The organism is Amycolatopsis sp. FDAARGOS 1241 (assembly GCF_016889705.1).
Classification (GTDB): domain Bacteria; phylum Actinomycetota; class Actinomycetes; order Mycobacteriales; family Pseudonocardiaceae; genus Amycolatopsis.
The window spans coordinates 5,829,360-5,846,952 of record NZ_CP069526.1 but is presented as its reverse complement, the minus strand read 5'-3'; the positions used below and the strand labels follow the sequence as shown (position 1 = coordinate 5,846,952).

22 protein-coding genes and 1 pseudogene are annotated in these 17,593 nt (G+C 72.8%); 10 read left to right on the top strand and 13 right to left on the bottom strand.

The window, feature by feature from the left end:
• Positions 1–22: 22 nt before the first annotated feature.
• The 3 genes from msrA to I6J71_RS28725 form a co-directional block, all read right to left on the bottom strand.
• On the bottom strand, positions 23–484 hold the full coding sequence (gene msrA / locus I6J71_RS28735; RefSeq protein WP_239155464.1) for a peptide-methionine (S)-S-oxide reductase MsrA: 462 nt from the start codon (positions 482–484) through the stop codon (positions 23–25).
• Positions 485–538: 54 nt separating this feature from the next.
• Positions 539–1,015, bottom strand: coding sequence for a peptide-methionine (R)-S-oxide reductase MsrB (msrB, locus tag I6J71_RS28730; protein ID WP_204089722.1), 477 nt, complete (start codon positions 1,013–1,015; stop codon positions 539–541).
• A 146-nt stretch (positions 1,016–1,161) separates the two neighbouring features.
• Positions 1,162–1,704 carry a LysR family transcriptional regulator substrate-binding protein gene (locus I6J71_RS28725; RefSeq protein ID WP_239153964.1) on the bottom strand — a complete coding sequence of 181 codons (543 nt, stop codon included), beginning with the start codon at positions 1,702–1,704 and terminating at the stop codon, positions 1,162–1,164.
• On the opposite strand from I6J71_RS28725, the gene I6J71_RS49015 reads away from it, so the two are divergent.
• On the top strand, positions 1,694–2,032 hold the full coding sequence (locus tag I6J71_RS49015; protein WP_239153963.1) for a hypothetical protein: 339 nt from the start codon (positions 1,694–1,696) through the stop codon (positions 2,030–2,032). The genes I6J71_RS28725 and I6J71_RS49015 overlap by 11 nt on opposite strands.
• Before the next feature lie 282 nt (positions 2,033–2,314).
• Here the strand turns inward: I6J71_RS49015 and I6J71_RS49010 are convergent.
• The 6 genes and pseudogenes from I6J71_RS49010 to I6J71_RS28690 all read right to left on the bottom strand — a co-directional run.
• Positions 2,315–2,518 (bottom strand): annotated as a pseudogene (locus I6J71_RS49010) (ATP-binding protein); the annotation flags it as partial.
• A 101-nt stretch (positions 2,519–2,619) separates the two neighbouring features.
• The gene (locus tag I6J71_RS28710) at positions 2,620–4,176 is read right to left on the bottom strand and encodes a PP2C family protein-serine/threonine phosphatase (protein ID WP_204089720.1); all 1,557 of its coding nucleotides are present in this window, start codon (positions 4,174–4,176) and stop codon (positions 2,620–2,622) included.
• The gene (locus I6J71_RS28705; RefSeq protein ID WP_204089719.1) at positions 4,173–4,463 is read right to left on the bottom strand and encodes an STAS domain-containing protein; all 291 of its coding nucleotides are present in this window, start codon (positions 4,461–4,463) and stop codon (positions 4,173–4,175) included. The genes I6J71_RS28710 and I6J71_RS28705 overlap by 4 nt, the downstream gene beginning before the upstream one ends.
• A 135-nt stretch (positions 4,464–4,598) precedes the next feature.
• Entirely contained in the window at positions 4,599–5,012 is a 414-nt protein-coding gene (locus I6J71_RS28700) for a hypothetical protein (protein ID WP_204089718.1), read from the bottom strand.
• Positions 5,013–5,251: 239 nt separating this feature from the next.
• Positions 5,252–5,434 (bottom strand): CsbD family protein, encoded by a 183-nt coding sequence (locus I6J71_RS28695; RefSeq protein ID WP_204089717.1) that lies wholly within the window; start codon positions 5,432–5,434, stop codon positions 5,252–5,254.
• Between the two features lie 59 nt (positions 5,435–5,493).
• Entirely contained in the window at positions 5,494–5,649 is a 156-nt protein-coding gene (locus tag I6J71_RS28690) for a DUF6131 family protein (RefSeq protein WP_204089716.1), read from the bottom strand.
• Between the two features lie 602 nt (positions 5,650–6,251).
• Here I6J71_RS28690 and I6J71_RS28685 point away from each other — a divergent pair.
• Positions 6,252–6,896, top strand: a complete 645-nt coding sequence (locus tag I6J71_RS28685; protein ID WP_204089715.1) for an aminotransferase class I/II-fold pyridoxal phosphate-dependent enzyme — start codon at positions 6,252–6,254, stop codon at positions 6,894–6,896.
• Positions 6,850–7,107, top strand: a complete 258-nt coding sequence (locus I6J71_RS28680; RefSeq protein ID WP_204089714.1) for a hypothetical protein — start codon at positions 6,850–6,852, stop codon at positions 7,105–7,107. Before I6J71_RS28685 ends, I6J71_RS28680 begins: the two co-directional genes overlap by 47 nt.
• 134 nt (positions 7,108–7,241) lie before the next feature.
• Here I6J71_RS28680 and cynS read toward each other — a convergent pair whose 3' ends face one another.
• A complete protein-coding gene (gene cynS, locus I6J71_RS28675) occupies positions 7,242–7,688 on the bottom strand; it encodes a cyanase (RefSeq protein ID WP_204089713.1) in 447 nt (148 codons plus the stop codon).
• A 143-nt stretch (positions 7,689–7,831) separates the two neighbouring features.
• On the opposite strand from cynS, the gene I6J71_RS28670 reads away from it, so the two are divergent.
• Positions 7,832–8,581, top strand: coding sequence for a polysaccharide deacetylase family protein (locus tag I6J71_RS28670; RefSeq protein WP_204089712.1), 750 nt, complete (start codon positions 7,832–7,834; stop codon positions 8,579–8,581).
• On the opposite strand, the gene I6J71_RS28665 is transcribed toward I6J71_RS28670, so the two are convergent.
• A complete protein-coding gene (locus I6J71_RS28665) occupies positions 8,541–9,623 on the bottom strand; it encodes a sensor histidine kinase (protein WP_204089711.1) in 1,083 nt (360 codons plus the stop codon). The genes I6J71_RS28670 and I6J71_RS28665 overlap by 41 nt on opposite strands.
• Before the next feature lie 22 nt (positions 9,624–9,645).
• Here I6J71_RS28665 and I6J71_RS28660 point away from each other — a divergent pair, with 22 nt between their 5' ends.
• From I6J71_RS28660 to I6J71_RS51160, 3 genes are all read left to right on the top strand, one after another.
• Complete coding sequence (locus I6J71_RS28660; protein ID WP_204089710.1) at positions 9,646–10,242, top strand: response regulator transcription factor; 597 nt, start codon at positions 9,646–9,648, stop codon at positions 10,240–10,242.
• Positions 10,243–10,307: 65 nt separating this feature from the next.
• Positions 10,308–10,748 carry an NAD-dependent epimerase/dehydratase family protein gene (locus I6J71_RS51165; protein WP_239153962.1) on the top strand — a complete coding sequence of 147 codons (441 nt, stop codon included), beginning with the start codon at positions 10,308–10,310 and terminating at the stop codon, positions 10,746–10,748.
• 7 nt (positions 10,749–10,755) lie between these two features.
• The gene (locus tag I6J71_RS51160) at positions 10,756–11,319 is read left to right on the top strand and encodes a hypothetical protein (RefSeq protein WP_239153961.1); all 564 of its coding nucleotides are present in this window, start codon (positions 10,756–10,758) and stop codon (positions 11,317–11,319) included.
• A gap of 73 nt (positions 11,320–11,392) precedes the next feature.
• Here the strand turns inward: I6J71_RS51160 and I6J71_RS28650 are convergent, their stop codons facing one another.
• Entirely contained in the window at positions 11,393–11,764 is a 372-nt protein-coding gene (locus I6J71_RS28650; RefSeq protein WP_370541982.1) for a hypothetical protein, read from the bottom strand.
• Between the two features lie 356 nt (positions 11,765–12,120).
• Here I6J71_RS28650 and I6J71_RS28645 point away from each other — a divergent pair, with 356 nt between their 5' ends.
• On the top strand, positions 12,121–12,450 hold the full coding sequence (locus I6J71_RS28645; RefSeq protein WP_204089708.1) for a hypothetical protein: 330 nt from the start codon (positions 12,121–12,123) through the stop codon (positions 12,448–12,450).
• A gap of 213 nt (positions 12,451–12,663) precedes the next feature.
• Positions 12,664–12,828, top strand: coding sequence for a 50S ribosomal protein L33 (gene rpmG, locus I6J71_RS28640; protein WP_204089707.1), 165 nt, complete (start codon positions 12,664–12,666; stop codon positions 12,826–12,828).
• Between the two features lie 69 nt (positions 12,829–12,897).
• Here the strand turns inward: rpmG and I6J71_RS28635 are convergent, their stop codons facing one another.
• Positions 12,898–14,406 carry an exo-alpha-sialidase gene (locus I6J71_RS28635; RefSeq protein WP_204089706.1) on the bottom strand — a complete coding sequence of 503 codons (1,509 nt, stop codon included), beginning with the start codon at positions 14,404–14,406 and terminating at the stop codon, positions 12,898–12,900.
• Between the two features lie 279 nt (positions 14,407–14,685).
• On the opposite strand from I6J71_RS28635, the gene I6J71_RS28630 reads away from it, so the two are divergent.
• Positions 14,686–17,538 (top strand): BTAD domain-containing putative transcriptional regulator, encoded by a 2,853-nt coding sequence (locus tag I6J71_RS28630; protein ID WP_204089705.1) that lies wholly within the window; start codon positions 14,686–14,688, stop codon positions 17,536–17,538.
• Positions 17,539–17,593 lie beyond the last annotated feature (55 nt).

The window sequence follows — 17,593 nt, the reverse complement described above, 5'->3', positions numbered from 1 at the left end:
TGGGGTCCGCGCGCCGTGGTGGTCAGGCTGTTGCCCGCTTTGGGAGTTTCCATCCGGGGCGGGGGAAGTGGCAGGTGTAGCCGTGGGGGTACTTCTGCAGGTAGTCCTGGTGCTCGGGCTCGGCTTCCCAGAAGTCGCCGGCGGGGGTGAGTTCGGTGACGACCTTGCCGGGCCACAGGCCTGAGGCGTTGACGTCGGCGATGGTGTCTTCGGCGATGTGTTTTTGCTGGTCGGTGGTGTAGAAGATCGCTGAGCGGTAGCTGGTGCCGATGTCGTTGCCCTGGCGGTTCTTCGTGGAGGGGTCGTGGATTTGGAAGAAGAACTCGAGCAGGGTGCGGAAGTCGGTCTGGTCGGGGTCGTAGAGGACCTCGATGGATTCGGCGTGGGTGCCGTGGTTGCGGTAGGTGGCGTGGGGGATGTCGCCGCCGCTGTAGCCGACGCGGGTGGATACGACGCCGGGCTGGTGGCGGAACAGTTCCTCCATGCCCCAGAAGCAGCCGCCGGCGAGGATCGCCTTTTCGGTGGTCACGTCGTCTCCTTACTTGTCGGTGTACTTGTCGGTGTCGGTGGTGAACAGGGTGCGGTAGTCGCCGTAGCCCTCCTGCTCCAGGTCGTCGAGGTGGATGAACCGCAACGACGCGGAGTTGATGCAGTAGCGCAGACCGCCCGCCTCGAGCGGGCCGTCGTCGAAGACGTGGCCGAGGTGGCTGTCGCCGTGCAGCGACCGGACTTCCGCCCGGATCATGCCGTGGCTGAAGTCCTCGCGCTTGACGACGTTGGTCTTCTCGATCGGCTTGGTGAAGCTCGGCCAGCCCGAGTGGCTGTCGTACTTGTCGACCGAGGCGAACAGCGGCTCGCCGGACACGACGTCGACGTAGATACCGGGCTCGTGGTTGTCCCAGTAGGCGTTGGCGAACGGGCGCTCGGTGCCGTCCTGCTGGGTGACGCGGTACTGCTCCGGGTCGAGCCGCGAGACGGCTTCCGGGTTCTTGTGGTACTGGGTCTGCTGGGGCACAGCTCTCCCTTCCGGGCCTTTCGGCGCGAACCTGGGGAACCAGGTGAAACGCACCTGGACGTGCAGTTACACAGACACCCTACGGGCGTCATCTATTCCCTCTGACGGCCCCTTGCGCCGTCGTCTTTCTTTTGTAAGGACTGGGTTTACGCGATCAGGTCGAGCAGGGTGCGCACCGCCCGGCCGGGCGCCTTCCCGCCGCGGCTCACGACCGACAGCGGCCACGTGAGACCCGGGGCGTGCAGCGGCACCACGGCCGTGCCGGGCGCGGCGAGCGGCACGACGTCGGGCACCAGCGCGACCCCGAGCCCGGCCGAGACGTACTCCGGAAGCGTGCGGAGGTCGGCCACCTCGACCGACACCCGGCGCGGCGAGCCGAACGACTCGTAGACCCGGTCCACGGCGATCCGGTTGCCGAAGCCCCGCGGGGAATCCACGAACCGCTCGGCCGCCAGGTCGCGCGCCGAGATCGACGGTGCGCGTGCCAGCGCGTGTCCCTCCGGGAGCACGGCGTAGTACGGCGCGGCGAAGATCGTGCGCACGGCCGGCCCCGGCAGGTCCGCGGCGGGCAGGGCGAGCAGGGCGACGTCGAGCCGGCCGTGACGCACGTCGTCGGCGAGGCCGGTCGAGCCCGTCACCGACACCGTCACGTGCAGGTCGACCAGCGGAGTGCCGCCGGTGGAAAGCACCGAGCAGCGCGGGCAGGTCCAGCGTCCCGACGCTCGTGAGCGCGCCGAAGCGCGGCCGCGCAGGCCCGCCGACACCTCCTGCACCACGTCGCGGGCCGCGGCCGCGCTCGGCCAGATCGCGTTCGCTCGCCCGGCCCGGGCCGTCCAGCTGCGGCTGGGCTTCGCGCTCATGGCTGCCGGTCTCGTGGTGCTGCCGGTGGCCGCGCTGCTTCCGTCGCTGTGGCTGTTCCTGGTGGGCAGCGTGGTGGCGGGAACGGGGCTGGGGCTGGGCTTTCGCGCGTCCGTCGCCACTGTGGCCGCGCTCGCCGAGCCGGCGCTCGCGCGGTGAGGTGCCGGCGGGGCTGTTCCTCTCGGCGTACGCCGGGCTTCTGGTGCCGGTGCTCGCGGTCGGTGTCGCGCTGGTGTGGGTGCCGAGCCCGATCGCGCTGCTGGTTTCTCCGTGGCGGAGCTGGTGCTGCTCGCGTGGTCGGCGAACCGGGTCCTGCGGCCGGGGCGCACCGGCTAGGTGGCCTCGCGCCGCCAGCGCAGGGTCACCGTGGTCCCGTCCGGGCGCTGCACGCACTCGCTCTTCGTGCGCGAGGCCGCGCATCAGCGGCAGGCCGCGGCCGCGCAGGCCGTTGGTTTCCCGGGGCGGCAGCCAGCGGCCGTAGTCGGTGACGACCACGGTAGTCGTGTCGCCGCCGGCGGTCGCGGTCACGTCGAGCTCACCCGAGTCCCGGCCCTGGCAGGCGTGTTCGGCGGAGTTGGCCATCGCCTCGTAGCTGGCCATCACCACGTCCTCCTGTTGCGCGGTGCGCACGCCGAGACCCGCCACCCAGGTCGCGAGCGCCCGGCGCAGGCCGATCAGCGGATCGGGTGCGGCGGTGACGCGGCGGCGGAACCCGGGTGCGGTCTGGTCTCCGGCCGCGCGCCCGGTCACGGCACCGCCCCGTGGTGGCGGTGCGCGTGGATCAGGGCGATGTCGTCGTCGTGGACGCCGCCGGTGAGGTCGTGGATCAGCCGGTCCCAGGCCGCTCCCGCGTCGGGCGCCCAGCGGAGCCCGCCGAGCGCCCCGAGCAGGCGCTCGATGCCGGCGGTGAGGTCGCGGGGCCCGCTCTCGACGAGGCCGTCGGTGTAGAGCACGAGGCCCGTGCCCGGCGGGAAGTCCACCTGGCGCTGCGGGAAGTCCACGCCGACGCCGAGCGGCTGGGCGAGCGCCTCGCCGATCTGCTCGGCGGTGCTGTCGGCGTGGATCAGCACACCGGGCAGGTGACCCGCGTTGGCGAACACCAGCGTGTCGCGGTCGTGCACGGCGTAGAAGCACGTGACGAAGCTCGGCCCGGCGAAGCTCCCGGTCAGCTGGGAAACGTGGCGCAGGACCTCACCCGGCGGCAGTTCCAGCAGTGCGTACGAGCGGATCGCCGTGCGGACCTGGCCCATGGCGGTGGCCGCGGTGACGCCGTGACCGACGACGTCGCCGATCACCAACGCGGTGGCGCCCGAAGGCAGGCGCAGCACGTCGAACCAGTCGCCGCCGACCTTGGTGCCGGTGGCGGCGGGCAGGTACCGCGTGACGAGGTCGAGGCCCGGGACCTCCGGCACGGCGCGCACCATGCTGCGTGACAGCTCGGCGGCGAGGGTGCGCTCGCGCTCATACAGGCGCGCGTTGTCGAGCGCGATGGCGGCGTAGCCGGCGATGCCTTCGGCGAGGTACTCGTGGCGCTCGGTGAAGCGGCCGGTTTCCGGGTGGCCGAAGAAGAAGCCGCCGAGCACCTCACCGGTCGTGGGGCTGACGACGGACACGGCGAGGTAGCTGCGCACGGGCAGGTGGCCCTCGGGCATGCCGTGGTGGGGCGCGTTGTGGCCGAATCGCGGGTCGCCGGTGATGTCCGGGCTGCGGACCGTGCCGGTGCCGTCGAAGGTCGGCGCGAACACGGCCGTGTTGGGCGGCATCGGGAAGCGGCTGAAGGCTTCGCGCGACACACCGGAGAGGGTGTAGAGCGTGTAGGACTCGCCGAACTTGTCGATCAGGTTGTAGAAGAACGCCCCGAAGGCAGCGCCCGTGGCGCCCGTGGCGGCGTCGGTCGCGTCCTGCACCACACCGTCGAGGTCGAGCTGCGCGGTGAGCCGGCGGCCGACGGAGTGCAACGCATCGACGACGCCGGCTTCGGCCCGCAGCCGGCTGACGGTGCCGGCGAGCTCGGCCACCGCCACGGCGATTCCCGTGGCGGTGGCCGCGAGGCGCGCGCCTCCCGGGGCGTCGGTGTGGAGCAGGACGGTGCCGTGGTCGTCGGTGACCACGACGGCACCGGTGACCCGCTGCCGGGGCAGGAGCTCGGCCAGCGTCTTCGCGTCGGGGACGACGATCGGGCCGTCGCCGCGGAATCGTTCGCCGTCCGCGCCGAGGTCGTGGACCTGCACCGCGACGGGCCGGCCGCCGGCGTCGACGAAGGCCCGGCGGACGGCTGCGGCCACCGGGCCGAGGCCGGTCACACCCCCTGCAGCGCGGCGGACAGTGACGGGAACAGGGCGAGCTCGTCGGTGAGGGGGGTCAGCTCGAGCGGGCGCAACGTGAGGCGGCCGCTGGCGACCACGCGCACGTCGGCGGGCTCGGGTTGCCGGTGGGCCCGCACGAGCACGGCCATGCCCGCGGAGGCGAGGAAGTCGACGGCGGTGAGGTCGATGACGACGACCGGGGCGGCCGTGCGTGCCGCGTGGTCGACGAGCTGGCGCAGCTTGGGCGCGAGCGCGAGGTCGAGGGCACCGCTGACGGCCAGCACCGTCGCTCTCGCGCATCGCGACGGCGCTGCCCGTGGTCTCCACCCCGCCCGGCGCCACCGGAGTCAGCCATGCGGACACACTGCCAAGCCGCGGGCTGTCATGGCCGCATTACGCGCCGTACGAGTTCCGTTCGGTCACCGAACGATCGAGGGCGCGGTCTCATTCAGCGCGCTTGCGAACGCGGTGTGCACGCGGAGGTATTCCAGCAGCGTGAGGCTCTCGCCATTCGCCGGCGCGGCGAGGCGGCGCGAAGCCCACGTGTTCCAGGTGAGGTGCGCTTCGGCGACGGTGAGGCGGGCGGCGGCGGCGACTTCCGCGGGATTTTCACCGGCGAGCACCGCTTCGTGCATCAGAACGGGGCTGCTCCGGTGAATCCAGTCCTGCAGCGACGCCATGGCGGCGAGGCGGTGCAGGGTCGGGCCGGTTTCGCGGGGGGTGCGTTCGCGGGCCGGGCGCGGGATTCCCGCGTGCTCGGATTCGGCGGTGCCCTCCCGCGTGTCCTCCCGGACGGTGTGTTCGGTGAGTGCGTCGGTGAGCGAGGTCGTCATGGCGGTTTCTCCCTGGTCGGGCGGTAACACGCGATCGAGGCCGCGTCCATCGGGACCTGCGGCGTCCTCCGGCTACCCTCTCACTCCCTGGTCCAACCATCGGTTTTCTGAGACTGCGATCTCACCCGTTCGGACTGGATTTTCCTTGAGGCGCAGGAGATCCGGGTACATCCGGGCAACGGGCGGGTGAACGGCACGAGTGCCGCCGGCCAGGCCGGCGGCACTCGTTGCAGGACTCGTCAGTCCTTGTTCCGCATCCCGTCGACGGCGTCCTTCACCTTGTCCCCCGCTTGTTTCAGGGCGCCCTTCGCCTGGTCTGCCTTGCCCTCGCCCTGCCATTGCTCGTTACCTGTGGCATTTCCGAGCGCTTCCTTGGCGCGGCCTTTCAATTCCTCGGCCTTGTTCTCCATTTTATCGTTCACGACCGCTCCTTTCGGTGCCCGCCCGGGTACCCCCTTTCCGGGCATTCAAACGCGGTGGGTCAGTACCAGTGGGCGCGACCGCCCACCTTCCGGCCGGTGCCGCCCAGGATGGCCAGCACGGCGCCGACGACCAGCAGGACGATGCCGATCGTCCACAGGATCGAGATGCCGGTGAGCAGGCCGACGACGAGCAGGATGACTCCGAGTACGATCATGGATTCTCCAGCAGTTCCGTAATGGGGACCGATGATCACGGAATACCCTCCCGGTGGGTTTCGCAAACATTCTCTTTTCGGTCCGAAGCTCCGAAACCGGTTCCGAGGTTCGCTCGGTGGCCGAAGGAAATCGGGTTTGTACCGCCTTTCCGCGCCGTGACCAGGATGTGAAAAGGCTTTGCCGGTGGGTGTTTCCGGCCAGGTTTCCCGTCGCGACAGATCGTTTTCCGTCAACGACGAGGGGGCCGGCGCGTGGCCTCGGGCGAACTCGCGTCGACGGGCGCCGGTCGGCCTCGGCTGGCTCGCCGTCCGGATCGGCGAACGCAGAGCCCGACGACGATCGCGGAAGCGTGGGCGCAGCTGCGCACGGCCGGGTTGATCGGCACCGGGCGCCGCCACGGCACGACCGTGCCGGCACCGCCTGCCGGGCACACGCCCGCGCGGATGTTCCCGGGCTGGCAGTCGGTCGACCTCGAGCACGGCCTGCCCGACCCGGCGCTGCTGCCACCGCTGGAAGACGCCGTTGCCGCGGGCGGGCGCTCCGAGCGATCGGCGGTCAAGGAGGCCATCAGCCCGAGGCTGCGCGCCGCGGTGAAGCCGGCGTGGCGGTTCGCGGCCGAGGAGTGGACGGTCACGGCGGGCGGACACGAGGGGCGGCGCTGGCGTGCCGCGCGGTGGCCCGCCCGGGCGACGTCGTCGCCGTCGAGGAGCCGGCCGCGCCGTGGTTGGTGCGCCACCTGCGCACCGCGCGCATCCACGCCGTCGGCGTGCCGTGCGACATCGCGGGACCCCGCCCGGAGGCGTTGGCGGCGGCGCTGGCGCACCGGCCGGTCGCGTTCGTCTACCAGCCGCGCGCCCAGAACCCGTCGGGCCACACCGTGCCCGCGGGCCGCGTCGCGGAACTCGCGGCCGTGCTCGCCTCCGCCGACACCGCCGCGATCGAGGACGACGCCTTCGGCCCGCTCGCCGCCGGCGCCGGGGCGAGCCTCGGCCGGCACCTGCCCGGCCGGGTGCTGCTCGTGCGGTCCTACTGCACCGCCTTCGGTCCCGAGCTGCGCAGCTGTGTGCTGGGCGGAGGGGCAGCGCTGGTGGAGCGGGTGCGGGCCCAGCGGGCCTTCCGTGGTCCAGCCAAGTCCTGCAGGACGCTCAGGCGTTCCTGCTCACGGATCCGGCCACGGACGCCCGCTGCACCGCGCGCGGTTGCGCTACGCCGAGCGCCGCACGGCCCTCGCCGAGGCCCTGGGTGACGACGGCGTGGCCGCCGACGCGCGCGACGGCCTGACCCTCTGGATCCCCGTCCCGGACGAGACGCGCACCCTCGTGACGCTGGCCGCCCACGGCGTCTCGGCCGGCGCGGGCACCCGCTGCTTCACCACCCGCCCGGCCACTCGCACATCCGGCTCGCGACCGGGCAGCTCCCCGACGACCCGGCCTCCGTGGTGGACCTGGCGGGCATGATCGCCCGGGCGGCCGAGGTACGGTCTCGCCGGTCGGCGTGAGCTCAGGGGCGCCGGCCAGCTCGGTCCGTCGGCCCGGCTCGGGTGCCGGCGATCGTGCTCACGCGTCCCGTGCCAGACCGGCGGCCGGTGCCGTCAGCCCCACTGGTACTTCAGGAACTTCCCGTCGAGGGTCACGACCACGCGTTCGCCACCAGGATCTTCGCGGCGGCTCACGTCGAGCTTGAAGTTGATGGCGCTCATGATGCCGTCGCCGAACTGCTCGTGGATGAGCTCCTTGATCGTCGGCCCGTAGACCTGCAAAACCTCGTAGAACCGGTAGATCGTGGGGTCGGTCGGCACGAGCTCGCCCAGCGCGCCGCGCATCGGCTGCAGCTGCAGCGCGGCCGCCACGTCGTCGCCCAGTTCGAGGATCGCGACCGCCTTCGCGGCCAGGTCGGCGGGCACGGGGTGCTGGCCGAGCAAGGCCGAGGTCGTCCACGCCAGCGGTGCGTCGAGCGTTTCGGCCAGCTGCGCCCACGTGAGTCCCAGCCGGGTTTTGGCCTCGAGCACCGCGTCGGCCGCTTCCTGCTTCGTCGTCATGGGAAAACGCTAGAACGTCCGGGACACCGGGGGTAGCCCCCGGGCGCGAAGCCCGAGCACCGGATCGGCCGGAGGGAATCGGCCGGAGGGACTAGTACCTCCGCCGCTTCCGGGGTTTCGGCCCGGCGGGCAGGGTGGCCCGCATGCTCCGACCCCACCTGTCCCGGCGGGCGCGCCGGTGGACGATCTCCGTCGCCGTGGTGCTCGTGCTGGTGCTCGGCGCCGGGTACGCGTTGCTGCGCGTGGCCGACGCCCGGACGTTCCAATTGTTCGGCGGGCTCACCGATCGCGTCGACACCACGCAGAAGGTCGTCGCGCTGACGTTCGACGACGGGCCCGACCCGGCGGGCGTCGCCCCGGTGCTCGCGACGCTCGCGGCGCGCGGCGTGAAGGCGACGTTCTTCCTCATCGGCAGCGAACTGCAGGCGCGCCCGGACCTGGGCCGCGAGATCGCCGCCGCCGGGCACGAGCTCGGCAACCACACCTACTCGCACGAGCGGATGGTGCTCGTGACGCCGTCGCACGTCGCGTCGGAGATCGAGCGCACCGACGCGCTCATCCGCGGCACCGGCTACCGCGGCGAGATCACCGTGCGCCCGCCCAACGGCAAGAAGCTGCTCGCGCTTCCGTACTACCTCCACGAGCACGGCCGGCAGACGATCACGTGGGACGTCGAACCCAACTCCTACCCCGACATCGATGCCTCGGCCACGAAAACCGCCGAGTACGTGGTGAGCCACGTGCGGCCGGGCTCGATCGTCGTGCTCCACACGATGTACCCGGGCCGCGCGGCGACGCGCGAGGCACTCGGCCCCGCGATCGACGGGCTGCGGGCGCTCGGCTACCGGTTGGTCACGGTGTCGCAGCTACTGGCGTTGCGGGGCACGGGATGACGGCGACGACGGACCAGCCGCTGTCCACCGGACCGGCGGTGAGGGAGCCGCCGCGTTCGGCGAGCTGGGCGCGCAGGCTCGTGAGCCCGTAGCCGGATCCGGGTGCCGCCGGGCCGGGGAGGTCGCGGGCGCGGGAGGCGACGGCGATGCGGACTTCGCCGTTCGCGACGGCGATGTCAACCCCGAGGCGGGTGCCGGGTCCGTGGTGGCGCAACGCGTTGGTGGCGGCTTCGGCGATCACGCGGCCGGCGAGCGGGCGCACGGGATCGGGCACCGCGGCGTCGTCCGGCACCCGGTCGAGGACCAGCCCGGCCGTGCGCAGCTGGGCCAGGACCTCGGCGAGCGCGGGCTCGCCGGCCGGTTCGTCGTCGCCGTGCAGCTCGCGCAGCGTCGCGCGGACCTGGCCGAGCGCGTCGCGGCCCGCGGCGAGCATCGCATCGACCCGCCGGCGGTCGGCTGCGGTGAGATCGCCGACCGCGAGCAGGGCTTCGGCCTGCACGAGCATCACGGTGGTGGTGCGCGCGAGCGTGTCGTGCAGGCGGCGCGCGGTGCGGTCGCGGCGGTCGGCGGCGAGGCGCTCCAGGCGGTGGCGGGTGAGCTCCGCGCGTTCGGCGACGTGCCGCTGCCGCTCCACCCCGAGCAGCCACGCGACGACGCAGATCGCCGTGGTCAGCGCCGCGCCGTCCACGAAGCCCTTGGCGGGCACCATCGCCGCGCCGACCGCGGCGGTCGCCGCGGCGCACAGGCCGTAGCGCACGAGCCGACGCGGCGACATGGGCGCGGTGTAAAGCGCGAGCAGGACCGGGAGGTAGTCGAGGTTGCGGGGCGCGGTGGTGACCAGGTGCGCGACGGTCGCGGCGGCGACGGCCGCGAGCACCCAGCCGGGGAAGCGGCGGCGCAGCGGCAGGGGCGCCAGCTGCGCTCCGGCGAGCACCAGCCCGGCGGCGTCCTGCGACCACGAGCCGCCCAGCGCGACGAGCACGGCGACCAGCAGGGTGGTGGCGAGGTCGGTGAGGAGCCGTCGATCGGCGAGTCGGCGCACGGGCCGAGGGTAGACTGCGCCCGTGATCGGGATCCGCGTCGTCGACGACCACGCGCTGGTCCGCGAAGGGCTCGCCCTCATCGTCGCCGCGCAGCCGGACCTGACCGTCACCGGCGTGCACGCCGACGGCGCCGAACTCCTGGCTGTGTCCGGCGAGCTCGGCGACGTGGTGCTGCTGGACCTCAACCTCCCGGGCCTCGACGGCATCGAGGTGCTGCGGCGGTTGCGCGCTCGCCCCGCCGCGCCCCGCGTGGTGATGCTGACGACGATCGGGCGCGCCCGCGACATCCGCCGCGCGCTGGCCGCGGGCGCCGACGGGTTCGTGCTGAAGGACTCGACGGGTGAAGAGCTGGCCGCCGCGGTCCGCGCGGCGTGTGCGGGCGTCACCGCCGTGAGCCCGGCCGTCGCAGCGGAACTGGGCACGCCGGCCGAACCGTTCACCCCGCGCGAACGCGACGTGCTGGCGCTGCTCGGCCGCGGACTGTCCAATCGGGACATCGCCACGGAACTCGGCGTGGCGGAACGCACGGTCAAGGTGCACGTCGGCAACCTCCTCGCGAAGCTCCACGTGGCCAGCCGCACCCAGGCGGCGCTCGCCGCGGAGGAGATCCTGGGCTGAGCCGCGTTTTCGCCCTCGGCGAGACCGGTGGTGCGCCGGTGGTCAGGACCGCCAGGGTGGCGGACATGAGACTTCTGGTGCTGGGCGGGACGGCGCTCGTCGGGCGGGCGGTGGCGGCGGAGGCGCTGCGCCGGGGCCACGACGTCGTGTGCGCGGCGCGCGGCCAATCCGGCGGGGTGCCGGACGGGGCGCGGCTGGTGCGGGTGGACCGTGACGCGCCGGACGGCCTCACGCCGGTGAGAGGGGAGGAGTTCGACGCGGTCGTGGACGTCGCGCCGTCGTCGTCGTTCCCGTGGGTGCGGCGGGCGCTGGCGGCGTTCGCGGATCACGTGGGGCACTGGACGTTCGTCTCGACGATCAACGTCTACGCCGACGAGGCGACGCCCGGTCAGACGCCGGCCACCGGCCCGCTCGTGCCGGCCCTCGAGCGCCACGCGACTCGTGCCGACCTGACGGCCGAGGGCGGCACGCAGCTGTACGGCGGGCGGCATCAAGGTCGCCAGTGAGAACGCCGTGCGCGCGGCGCTGGGTGACCGCGCGTTCGTCGTGCGGCCGGGCCTGATCAGCGGCCCGGGTGACGACAGCGACCGCTTCGGCTACTGGCCCGCCCGTTTCGCCCGCGGCGGCCGCGCGCTCGTGCCGGACACGCCGGATCAGCTCGTGCAACACCTCGACGTGCGCGACCTGGCCGCGTGGCTCGTCACCGCGTTCGAAGCCGGCCTGGGCGGCACCTTCGACGGCGTCGGCCCGGCGGTGCCGCTGGGCGAGCTGCTGGCCGGCATCGCCGCCGCGGTCGCCACGGACGTGGAACTCGTGCTCGTCCGCCCGGACCGGCTGACGTCCGCGGGCGTGAACCCCTGGGGCGGACCGCGGTCCCTGCCGCTGTGGGTGCCCCCGCAACTGGCCGGCGTCGCCGCCCACGATCCGGCGCCGTCCCTGGCGGCGGGGCTCGCGGTGCGCCCGCTCGCGGACACGGTGGCCGGTGCGCTGGCGACGGAACGGGAGCGGGGTCTGGACCGGCCTCGCCGGTCGGGGCTGTCGGCGGTGGAGGAAACCGAGGTGCTGGCCGCGCTCTGAGGGCCGGCGGGCTGCCCGCGGGCGACGGTGCGTGGTCAGCCGGCGTGTTTCGTCGTTTCCGGCAGCCGGCGGCTCAGCTCGCCGCGAGCCACTTCGCGTGGCCGGGGCGGACGGGGACCCAGCAGCCGCTTGCGGGGGAATTCACGGCACAGTCCGGGAGGGACAGGAGGGCGGTCAGGACACGGTCGGCGGGACCCGCGCAGCGCCACAGGCAGGTGCCCGGCGCGAAAACGTTTTCTTCCGACGCGGGCATGCGCATCGCGAGTGCGTCGTCCTCGGCGTTGAGGCGGAAGACGTCCACGACGTCGCCGTGGACGCGGACGCCGACGACGGCGAGGACTTCGCCGGTGGCGTCGCTGGGGTGGACGAACTGGTAACCGCGGGCGATGAGGGCGTGCAGACCGGCGTCGACGTCACAGAGGTCGTCGCCGGAGTGGTCGCTCATCATCCCTGCCTCTTGCCGCCATCAGCTCAGGAATCCGCACGTGCAACCGCGCGTTGACGCGGACGGTAGCACGACCTGCCCCGGGGTAGGACAGACACACTTCGCTTTTCGAGCCGTCGTCGGCGCTTGTGTAGAAAATGGGCCATCCGGGGAAAGAGTCGTTCGTACCACTAGTGCGTGGCCGACCGGGCAGAAGTGACAGAGGCCTGACGGATGTCATTCACCGTGTCAAGTGACGTTCGTGCCCCCGATGCCACCACGGCCGGGTGGTGATCCTGTCGGCCGGACGGTGACCGGGGCTAGCATCGGGCGCCCCTCGAAGCAGGGGATCAGTCCGCGCACCTCGGGGGTCGGTGATGGGACAACTCGCGATGGTGTTCGCAGGCCTGCCGATGGCCGGCGGCCCCCTCGCCGCGGCGGTGCTGGTCCTGCACCGCCGCCATTCGGCGCGCCCTTCGCGGGCGTCGCGGCGGTTCGCCGAGGAATTGCGCGCTGTCGCCGACGTGCTGCCCCGCGTCCGGCCGATCTCGCTCTCCGGCTCGGCCCGCCGGGCGGCCGGTACCGGCTCCGTCTCCCTCGCCGCGACGGTCCACACGTGCCGGCCGTGCGGCGACGCGACGGTCCCGGCGCCCCGGCGGCCGCTGGCCCCCGTCGAACGCCCGGCCTGCGCCCTCTGCGCGCGCTGACCACCGCGGGGCCGGTGACCCGACCGCGAGTCGGCACTGTCCCCGCACCACAACCGTCCGAAGTGGACGAAGAGTGGACGAGCGCGCGCCGGCTCCGGAGACGGTGACCCCGGACACCTCGTCCCGGGACTTTTCCGGGCCCCCGCGGTGTTCCAAACAATGCGGAAGCCGGACGACCCCGGTGACCGCCTCGAGCAGGAAGGGGTGAGACCGATGGCGAAGAGCACCATGCGCCCGGTCGTGAAGCTGCGTTCCACCGCCGGTACGGGGTTCACGTACGTGGTGACGAAGAACCGCCGCAACGACCCGGACCGGATGGTCCTGCGCAAGTACGACCCGGTGGTCCGCGAGCACGTGGACTTCCGCGAGGAGCGCTGACCGAAGGGCGCCGGAACACGCGGAAGTGGCCGGGGGACGAAACCCCCGGCCACTTCTTCGTACCCGGACTCAGCCGCAGTGGCCGAGCGGCGCGTCGAACTTCGCGGTGCCGATCGAGCCGCCCCACGTGACGCACTTGCCGGCGGCCGAGGCCGTGACCGGGCCGGCGAACCAGGAGAAGGAGCCGGAGTCGGTCTGCTTCGTCCCGCCTTCCACCTGCAAGTACGCGGTGGTCTGCGACGGTGTGCCAGCTCCGGAGTTCTTCATCGTGCTCACGCAGTTCTTGCCGGTGGCAGCGTTGTAGGACACGTACACCGTGCCCGCGGTGCCGAGCGAGCCCTGATCGATGATCCCGTAGCCCGTGCCGCACGCCGGGGCGCCGAGGTCCTCGTCGGTGAACTTCGCCCAGCGGATCGCGGCGCTGGAGTTGCCCTGCGGGCCGCCTTCGAACAGGACGCCGGCGGAGCCGGTGCCGAGCGAGACCAGGTCCGAGTAGGCCGCGTCCTGGCTCCACACCAGGAACCCGTCGGTGTCGCCCTGCCAGCTTCCGCCGTCGTCGAACGACGAGCGGATGCGCAGCGCGTGCCGGTGGTCGCACACCGAAGGCCCGGCGAAGATCAGCCGCGTGTACGCGCCGCCGGTGTCCGTGGCGCTCAGCGCCAGCGTCGAACCCTGCACGTCCGGCGTCTTCGCGAGACCCGGTTCGACCGTGAACTTCTGGCTGAACGTCTGCCCGCCGTCGCTGCTGATCGCGTACGCCCGCTCGACGGTGGAGCACATCGTGCCCGCGTTGTTGCGCGCCGACGCGTAGATCTTGCCGTCGGGCAGCTCGGTGAGGCTGATCTCCTGCGGGTTCAGCGTGCTGTTGTTCGTGCTCGCGTCGGTGGCGCCGCGGTGCCAGGTCGAGCCACGGTCGTCGCTGTAGATGATCGAGCCGGTGTCCGCGGCCGAACCGTTGATCTGGTAGCTCATGCCGGCGACGAGCCGTCCCTTGTGGGCACCCCGCGTGAGCACCGAGGCGTGCGAGGGCCCGGTCGCCAGCCAACCGGGCGGCGCGGCGAAACCCAGCTGGGTCGTGAGTACCTGCGGCGCGGTCCACGTCGTGCCGTTGTCCTTGCTGATGCTCACGCGCGGCGTGCGGCCGCAGGAAGCGTGGGGGCTGATGCACTGCATCACCGAGAGCAGGACCACACGGCCGTCGGGCTCGTCCGCGCTCGGCGGGACGACCACGGGCGTGGGGTTGCCCTTCGTGTCGCCGAAGCCCTGGATCACGATCTGCAGCGGACCCCACGTGGAGCTGCCCTTGGGCAGCCGCTTCATGACGAGGTCGATGTCGCCGGCATCGGCGCAGCTGTTCTTGCGCCCCTCGGCGAACGCGAGCAGGTCGCCGTTGTTGGCCTTGACGATCGCCGGGATGCGGAAGCACGAGTAGCCCCCGGTTCCGGCCTGGTACACCACCGTGCTCGCCGCGTCCGCCGACGCCGCGGGCGTGACACCCGCCACCGCGGCCGCGGCGCCGAACGCCGTCAGCCCGGCCAGCGCCGCGAGCAGTCCTCGTGCGACACGTCTCAACTTCACTGTCGGATCTCCGTCCTGGGGGCCGGTCCGCGCCCCGCGGGCCGGCGTCGAAGGTGCGCCCAGGCTCCGGCGCGGTCGTACATCCGCCGTACAACCGCGCGCACAATCGCTTTTGTACCAACGGATTCCGTTTGCCATGCGGTGATCTCGCCGTGATCGTCCCACGTCCTACCAGCGACGGTGGGTCCTGGTCGGCAGGGCTCTCGCGGGGGCCGTGACGGTAGCGGGCGCTACGCTCTGGGGAGAAGTACCCGCGACCGGTGAACGAGGGAGGAACCGGTGAGCGAACCCGGTGCCCCCGTCGGCGTCCGGTTCGAGCTGCTGGGGCCGCTGCGTGCGTGGCGTGGGGGTCGCGAGCTCGCGATCGGCTCGCCGGCGCAGAACCTGCTGCTCGCGGTGCTGCTCGCCCGTGCCGGTCAGCCCACCGGCGTCGACGAGCTCGTCGGCCTCCTGTGGGACGACGAGCCGCCGGCCAGCGCCGTGAACGTGATCCAGCGCTACGTCGGGGCGTTGCGCCGGCTCGTGGAGCCGGATCTGCCCGCGCGCTCGCCCGGCCATTGGCTCGTCCGCCACCCGGGGGGCTACGGCCTGCAGGTGGACGCGAGTTCGTCCGACCTCGTGGAGTTCCGCACGCGCGTGCTGCGCGCCCGCCGCGCGCAGTACGCCGACGAGGCACTGGTGGAGTTCAACGCCGCGCTGGCGCTGTGGCGCGGCCCGTGCGCGGCCGGCCTGATGGTGCCCGGGCGGGCCCGGGCGCTGCTCGCCGGAATCGACCAGGAGGGCCTCGCCACCGTCGTGGAGGCCGCCGACGTCGCCCACGCGGCGGGGCGCCCGCTGCAGCCGCTGCTCGCGCACCTCGAACGCGCCGTGAAAGCCGATCCCTTCAACGAGACCGTGCACGCCCGGTTGATGCTCGCGCTCGACTCCGTCGGCCGCCGGGCCGCCGCGCTGGAGGTGTACCGCGAGATCCGCAAGCGGCTCGTCGACGAGCTGGGTGTGGAGCCGGGCGCGGAACTCACGCGGATGCAGCACGACGTGCTGGCGCAGCAGGCCGAGGAGCCCCCGGCGGCACGGGCCCCGCAGACCCGCCCCCTGGTGCGGCCGGCGCAGCTGCCGCCGGACCTGGCCACGTTCACCGGCCGCCGCGACCAGCTGGCCAGGCTCACGAAGCTGTTCGGGTGCCCCGCCGAAGCCCGCCGGGTCACCGTCGTGGTGATCGACGGGCTGGCCGGGACGGGGAAGACCTCGCTCGCGATCCACTTGGCGCACCAGGTCGCCGACCGCTTCCCGGACGGGCAGCTGTACGTGAACATGCGCGGGTTCGACCCCACCGGGGCGACGGTGGAGCCGGCTGACGCGCTGCGCGGGTTCCTCGACGTGCTGGGGATCGAGCCGACGCAGGCGCCCGCGGGGCTGGACGCGCGCAGTGGGCTCTACCGCAGCCTGCTGGCGGGACGGCGGATGCTGGTGGTGCTGGACAACGTCCGCGACGGTGACCAGGTGCGTCCGTTGCTGCCGGGCAGCGCGGGGTCGGCGGTGATCGTGACGAGCCGCAACCGGCTGAGCGCGCTGGTGGCCACGGAGGACGCCGATCTGCTGACGCTGGACACGCTTTCTGCGTCGGAGGCGCGGGAGACGCTGGTGCGCCGTCTCGGCGAGGAGAAGGTCGCGGCCGAGCCGGAGGCGGTGGAAGAGATCATCGAGCTGTGCGGGCGGCTGCCGCTGGCGCTCGCGATCGTGGCCGCGCGGGCCCGCACGCACCCGCAGTTCTCGCTGTCCGACATCACCGCGAAGCTGCGCGCGACGCAGGGCACGTTGGAGGCGTTCCGGGGGGACAGCGCGGGCGACGTGCGGACGGTGTTCTCGTGGTCCTACCGCATCCTCGAACCCGGCGCGGCGCGGCTGTTCCGGCTGCTGTCGCTGCACCGCGGCGCGGACCTGTCCGCCGCGGCCGCCGCGAGCCTGGCCGGCGCGCCGCCGCACCGGGCGCAGGACCTGCTCGACGAGCTCACGCGCATCCGCTACCTCAGCGAGCACCGGCCGGGCCGCTACCTGGCGCACGACCTGGTGCGCTCGTACGCGATGGAGCTGCGCGAGCAGACCGATCCGCCCGAGGAACAAGCGGCGGCCCTCGCGCGGCTGGTGAACCACTACCTCGTCAGCGCCTACAGCGCGTACCTCGCGCTGAACCCGCACCAGCTGCCGATCGACCCACCGGTGCTGGAGCCGGGTGTGACGGCCGACCAGGCGAGCGGTTACGGCGAGGCGATGGAGTGGTTCGAGGCCGAGCTGCCCGCGCTGACGCTGCTGATCCAGCAGATCTCGCGCGTCCCGAGGCTGGCCGGTTCGGTGTGCAAGCTCGTGCTGAGCCTGCAGCCGTACTACCAGCGCAGCGCGCTGTACCACGACTGGCGCACTCAGGCGGAGCTCGCGCTGCACGTCGCCGTCGGCAGCGGAGACCTGGTGGCGCAGGCGAACATGCACCGCAGTCTCGCCGGGGCCTACCACTTCGAGGAGCGCTACGACGAGGCGCTCGAGCACCTCAACCGCACCACCGAACTGTTCGAACAGCTGGGGATGGGGGCCGATCAGGCCTACGTGCACAGCAACTTCGGCACGGTGTTCGCGAAACTGGGCCGGTTCAACGCGGCGCTGGAGCACCACGAGCGCGCGTTCGAGCTGTACCGGGCCAGCGGCAACGTCAAGGGCGAGGCCATCGGGCTCGAGGGGATCGGCCGCTGCCTCAGCGAGATGGGCGGCAACGCCGAGGCCGTGCCGCTGATCCTGCGGGCGATGAAGCTGTACGAGGACATCGGCGACCGCAACGGTGAAGGAAACTGCTGGAGCACGCTGGCCACCGCGTACGGCGCGCTCGGCCACCTGGACCAGGCGATCGACGCGTGGCGCCGCGCCGTGACGTACTACCGGGAACTCGGCAACCGCACCGACGAGTCCGATTCCCTCGTCGCACTCGGCGACGCCCTCAGTGATGCCGGTGATCCCGAAGGCGCCGAGAAGTCCTGGCGGGAGGCCCTCAACGTGCTCGACGAGCTGGGGTTGCCCGCCGCGGCGGGCGTGCGGAAGCGGCTCGACGAGCCGGCCGGGGAGGTTTCGCCGCCACCGGGCGGCTGAGCGAGCCTTCAGCGCCGGCGCCGCCCGGCAGCGCGGGATTCCTCGCCGCCGGGCG